The sequence below is a fragment of the Streptomyces sp. NPDC102462 genome, from assembly GCF_044765425.1.
Lineage (GTDB): Bacteria > Actinomycetota > Actinomycetes > Streptomycetales > Streptomycetaceae > Streptomyces.
The window spans coordinates 1-5,010 of sequence record NZ_JBIWKB010000129.1 but is presented as its reverse complement, the minus strand read 5'-3'; the positions used below and the strand labels follow the sequence as shown (position 1 = coordinate 5,010).

Annotated in this window: 4 protein-coding genes; all 4 read right to left on the bottom strand. The window is 67.9% G+C overall.

Annotated elements, in window-relative coordinates; genetic code table 11:
• Window positions 1–153 precede the first annotated feature (153 nt).
• The 4 genes from ACIRFL_RS43440 to ACIRFL_RS43425 are packed head-to-tail and all read right to left on the bottom strand — an operon-like array spanning window position 154 to window position 4,559.
• The gene (locus ACIRFL_RS43440) at window positions 154–1,743 is read right to left on the bottom strand and encodes a hypothetical protein (RefSeq protein WP_404041198.1); all 1,590 of its coding nucleotides are present in this window, start codon (window positions 1,741–1,743) and stop codon (window positions 154–156) included.
• Complete coding sequence (locus ACIRFL_RS43435; RefSeq protein WP_404041196.1) at window positions 1,740–2,567, bottom strand: septum formation family protein; 828 nt, start codon at window positions 2,565–2,567, stop codon at window positions 1,740–1,742. Before ACIRFL_RS43435 ends, ACIRFL_RS43440 begins: the two co-directional genes overlap by 4 nt.
• A 46-nt stretch (window positions 2,568–2,613) precedes the next feature.
• A complete protein-coding gene (locus tag ACIRFL_RS43430) occupies window positions 2,614–3,993 on the bottom strand; it encodes a glycosyltransferase family 2 protein (RefSeq protein WP_404041193.1) in 1,380 nt (459 codons plus the stop codon).
• A complete protein-coding gene (locus tag ACIRFL_RS43425) occupies window positions 3,990–4,559 on the bottom strand; it encodes an archaeosortase/exosortase family protein (RefSeq protein ID WP_404041189.1) in 570 nt (189 codons plus the stop codon). Before ACIRFL_RS43425 ends, ACIRFL_RS43430 begins: the two co-directional genes overlap by 4 nt.
• Between the last annotated feature and the right edge of the window lie 451 nt (window positions 4,560–5,010).

Genomic DNA, 5,010 nt, shown 5'->3' with positions numbered 1-5,010 from the left:
CTCTTTTTTTTTTTGTGTGTTGTCGTTTGTTGAGCGTACCCAGCGGGGGTGGGGGGCGCCGTCTAAACACCACACCAAAAAACCCCCCCCCCCCCCCCCCCCCCGGGGGGGGGGGGGCCCCCCCCCCCCCCCCCCACCCGGTTTTTCGCGTCGTCACCCGGCCTGAGGCCCCTCCGGCTCCATCGCGTGCTCCCGGCGGTACAGCAGCCAGAAGCAGAGCGCGGACAGCGGAATGCACAGGGCCGTCAGGAAGTCCGCGGTGATCAGGTGCTTGTTGAGGTCGGACGCACCCTCGGTCATGATGACCATCCCGAATTGCAGCAGCAGGGTGATCACGAGACAGACCGCAAGCCGGCCCACGGCGCGTGCCGACTGCCGGGCCCAGGTCCGGCTGGCGAGCACGGCCCCGAGCACGATCGTCCCGAGCCACAGCAGCGGAATCAGCGCCGGCACCGACCGGAAGAACTCGAAGATCTTGGTCACCACCACGATCCGCCGCTCCTTGGCGAACGGCTGGTGACCGGAGTCGGCCGGATAGGAGCCGATGTGATGCAGGGTCGGATTGGTCATGCCCTGCAGACCGCGCGCACCCATGCCGACCAGCCGAGTGGGGTGCTTCAGGAAGTGCAGCATGATCTTGGCCGGCGTGACGTTCCGCTTGAAGTCGTCCCAGTACGGCGTCCTGGCGGCCGAGTTGGGGTCGAAGATCACCGTGTTCATGGAGGTGACCAGCCGGGGATCGGCGCCCAGGGCCTTCAAGTCGCCCATCGGGTCCGGGCTGTGCGGCAGCATCTCCAGGAACACGGCGTCGTACCACACGATCTGGTTGAGCCGCTTCGGCTGTGTCGCGGTGAATCCGACGGCGACCCCGCACAGCAGGACACACGCGATCAGCGCGGGCCAGCGCACGGCCAGCCACCGCTTGAGCCGCTGCTGGGCGCTGTTGTCCTTGGCGGCGGCGTTGGCGGCGGCCGCCTTGTTGTTCTTGCGCCGCGCACTCGGCAACCAGAGCAGCGCCAGCATGGCCACCGGCAGCACCGACAGCATCTGCGTCTTGGCCGTCATCGCGAACAGCACCGCGGCCGTGGTCAGCACGACTCCGCTCAGCGGCGCGATCGGGCTGCGCCACAACAGGAGCAGCGCGGGGCAGAGCAGCAGCAGGCCGACCATCCCGGCCACCTCGCTGTAGGGCGAGATGAACCAGTCGGCGAAGGCCGAATCGCACATGACCAGGCCGATGCCGCCGGTGGCCACGAGCCGCAACCACAGGGGACCCGGCAGCAGCGTGACCAGCAGGGCGATGATGGCCCCGAAGGCCAGCGCGAGCACGAACCCGGCCGCCCGCAGATCTAGCGCGCCGGGCAGACCGAGCAGCGGCGTCAGCGTCTTGGCGAGCCCCAGCACCAACAGCTGTGAGGAGTAGTACGGTTCGCCCGACTCCTTCACGCCGCACGCCTCGCCGTAATAGGTGTGAGGCACCCAGGTCGGATAGACGTGGGCCGACGGGTTGGCGTTCCAGGGGTGGCTGCCCACCACGCCGAACATGCAGAGCAGCCGGTCGCCGTTTCCGTCGTCCCCCATGCCGACCACGCCGCCCAGCAGCAGGCGCAGCAGCATCACGGCCGTCCAGCCGACACCTGCGGTCAGGGCCGCTGTGCGCACCGCCACGCGGCTGGGTTCACCGACCATGTGCAGGCGTACCGATGCCCTGCTCACAGCCGCGCGTGCGACAGTCGTGGTCATACTTGTCCCTTCGCGGACCCGCTGAGGGTGCCGACGATGGTCGCGCCCGCGGCAGCCGGGCCGACACCGCACTTCACCGCCCTGACACCCTTCTCCCATTCGTCCTTGTTCGGCGTGATGGCCTTGATCGTGAGGTCCGGTCTGCTGGCCAGCTTGGCCTGGAGGAATTCCTGCACGACCGGCTCGCACAGTTCGGTGGCGACCTTCTGGGCGTCCTCGGGTTGCACCGAAGGGCGGAGGTCCTGCCAGGTGGCGATCTCCTCGCGGTCATGCGGGTGATCGCAGGTGACGAACGCACCGCCGAGTTCGCAGACGCGCACGGTCGAGGATTCCGGCCTCGTCAGCACGTCACGGAACGAGAAGGACGTGAGGGGCCCGTTCTCCTCCTTCTGGACCGGAGGCACCAGGTCGCAGCGCAGGGTGCGTACGCCCCTGGCCCATTCCGCCCGGGTCGGCAGCCGCGGCCAGACCGAGAAGGACACGGTGTCCCGCGGCCCGGCTCCCAGGTAGCTTCGGATCGCTTCGGCGTCGTAGCAGCGTCCCTGCGCGTAGGCGGCGATCTGCTCCGGGTCGGGCCGCTTCTTGTAGGTGGCGAACTGCCCCTCGACGTCGGTCACTTGGAAGGTCTCGGTGCGGTGCGGCTGATCGCAGGGCACCGGAGGCGCGATGTCACTCGGCTGGATCATCTCCTGCTGGGTGCGGAAGGTGTGACAGGAGCCCACCGCCTGCATGGCGGACGGCACCGGCGCCGCAGCACCCGTACCGCGCCCGCATCCCGTCAGCAGCAGCCCGGCGGCGAAGAGCAAGACTGTGCGTTTTCGCATGTCTCTCATGTCGTGTTGTCTCGCAGTCCTACGTGATGACGGTGCGTCAGGCCTCTTTGGCGATCGGCCCGACGACGATGACCTCGGAGTTGCGGCGGGTCTTGGCCCAGCCGACGCGCCCGCTGACCAGCCGTCCGAACGCGCGCCAGGCGATGACGTAGAAGAGATAGATCATCGTGGAGTAGGCGATGCCCCAGCCGATGCACCGGAGCAGCCCCTGAGAGCGGTCGCAGCGCCGGTGGTACAGATAGCCCCAGACCGCGAACTGCGCGATGCCGAAGAGCAGGTAGAACGAGAACAGGACGGCGCCGCCCGCGCTCAGGAAGTTCATGGTCTCGTCGGGGTACAGCACCAGGTTGTTCAGGAAGATCAGGATCGGCAGCGGGTAGATCACCGTTCCCACGAGCCACAGCCAGGGCTGGATCAGGTAGTACGAGATCTCGATGACACCGGCGTTGGACAGGTGCGGCGAGCGCCACGTCTTGGAGAGGTAGCGCATGCACTGCATGGTGCCCTGGCACCAACGGGTGCGCTGCGTCACGAAGCGGGGCAGGTTGTGCAGGGCCTCCTGGTCCACCCACGCCTCGGTGGCGTAGCCGGTGCGGTGGCCGGCCAGCATGATGTGCAGGCCGAGTTCGAAGTCCTCCAGCAGCGAGCCGCGCCAGGGTGCCCGCTCGCCGTCGGCGAGTTCGTCCAGCGCGCTCATCCGGCTGAACTGGCCGTTCCCGCCCATGCACACGCTCTTGGTGGTACGCCGGGACGTCTGGATGGCGGAGATGGCCGCCCGGAACTCGATGTCCTGCAACCGGACGAGTGTGCGGCCGAACCAGTTCTGCAGCCGGGTCCCGCCCGGCAGCGGCTCACGGACGTCCCTGTTGAGCATGCGGACCTCGATCTGCACGGCGCCCATCTTCGGATCGCCGAACAGGCTCGGTCCCGCGCACACGTCGAGCACGTTGAGGGACGGGCGCGCGTCCGCGTCGAAGACGGCCACGATCACCGAGGACCGGTCGGTGCCGTCCGGCAGCCAGTCGTCGAGCGCCCGGTAGGCGGCGTTCAGCGCATGGCTCTTGCCCGTACGGGCCTCGGGGCGGCGTCGCTGCACCAGGTGCACGAACGGCGAACGCGCCGCGTGGTCGCGGGCGATGGCCGCCGTCGAGTCGTCGGAGTCGTCGTCGATGACCCACAGGTGCACGGTGGGGTAGTGCTCACGCAGATAGCGGAGGGTGTCGCCGATCACGTGCTCCTCGTCCCGGCACGGGATGAAGAAGTGCCAGGCGAAGTCCTCGCCGCGGCCCGGCTGTTGGGGCTTGGCCCGCAGAAACGCGATGACCAGCAGGACCACATAGACGGTGAAGACACCGTTGATGATGAGCGCGAGCGCCATCGCCAGACCGACGAAGCCGCTCTCCTGGAACTGTGTCATGCACTCACTCCGTTCAGCGGGGTACGCGGCTCCCGGCGCCGCATCGCCACCAGCAGCAGGATGGTCACCGAGAGGGCTACACCCACCAGGCTGACGATGGAGCCGATCACGGTGTGCGCCCAACCGAAGCCCTCGTAGCCCCACTTCTGGGAGAACAGGGCGATCAGACCGAAGCGCAGCTGGTTCGTCACGACGAGCAGGGCGGCACCGATGGCGGTCCCCGCCAGAACGCGCGCGACGGTGGAGCGACGGCTGAGCATGAAACCGGCGCCGACCAGGAAGAGCGGGATGATCAGCATCGCCGAGCTGCATCCCGCGGTGATCCTCAGGCCCATCGCGTGCTGGGTGCCGAGCCCGAAGAAGGCGACCGCCTGGTCCCAGTTCAAACCGGTGGTCCCGGTGGTGACCAGCCCGAGGACATGCTCGCCGAGGGCGGCCTCCACCGAGCGGAACCACTTGTTGAAGGCGTAGAGCGCAACGGCGGCGAGGAGCAGGGCTGCGGCCAGCCCTAGCCGGAGATAGGAAGGCTGTGCCGGTCTTGCCGCTCCGAGACCAAGGGCCTGCACCGATGGCCGCTTTCCCAGGGAAAGCACGCTCACCCGTGGTCCGGAGCGACGCGATGTCGGATTCGGGTGCACAGTCGGGCCTTTCTGACATGGCGACGCCCACTGCCCGGACGCCTCTCACGCACGAAAGGAGGTGCGTGAGGGCGAAGGATGACGCCATGACGGTGGATTCGACCCCACCCACTCGGCCCAATCCCTGGCCGTGTTCCCGCGGGACATGCGGGAGGAGGGCAGCCGAATGGGCCGCGGGGACCGCTTGTCACCTGGGGTGTTCCCGTTGTTCCGGTGTTCCCGGTCGTCGTCGGCAGGGGTGCTTTGGGACGGTGCGTATCGGGGTGCCGGCGGGGGGTCCGGCCGACTAGTGTCTCGTGATCCTGTTCATGGAACCTGAGGCTTCTGTGATCGTTGAGTCAGGTATGGATCTCTCCTCTGAACAGATGGCAGAACTGCG

What these genes read in the sequence shown, in the direction of transcription:
- ACIRFL_RS43435 (WP_404041196.1), bottom strand. Translation starts at nt 2,567, where the DNA reads ATGCGAAAACGCACAGTCTTGCTCTTCGCCGCCGGGCTGCTGCTGACG.
- ACIRFL_RS43440 (WP_404041198.1), bottom strand. Translation starts at nt 1,743, where the DNA reads ATGACCACGACTGTCGCACGCGCGGCTGTGAGCAGGGCATCGGTACGC.
- ACIRFL_RS43430 (WP_404041193.1), bottom strand. Translation starts at nt 3,993, where the DNA reads ATGACACAGTTCCAGGAGAGCGGCTTCGTCGGTCTGGCGATGGCGCTC.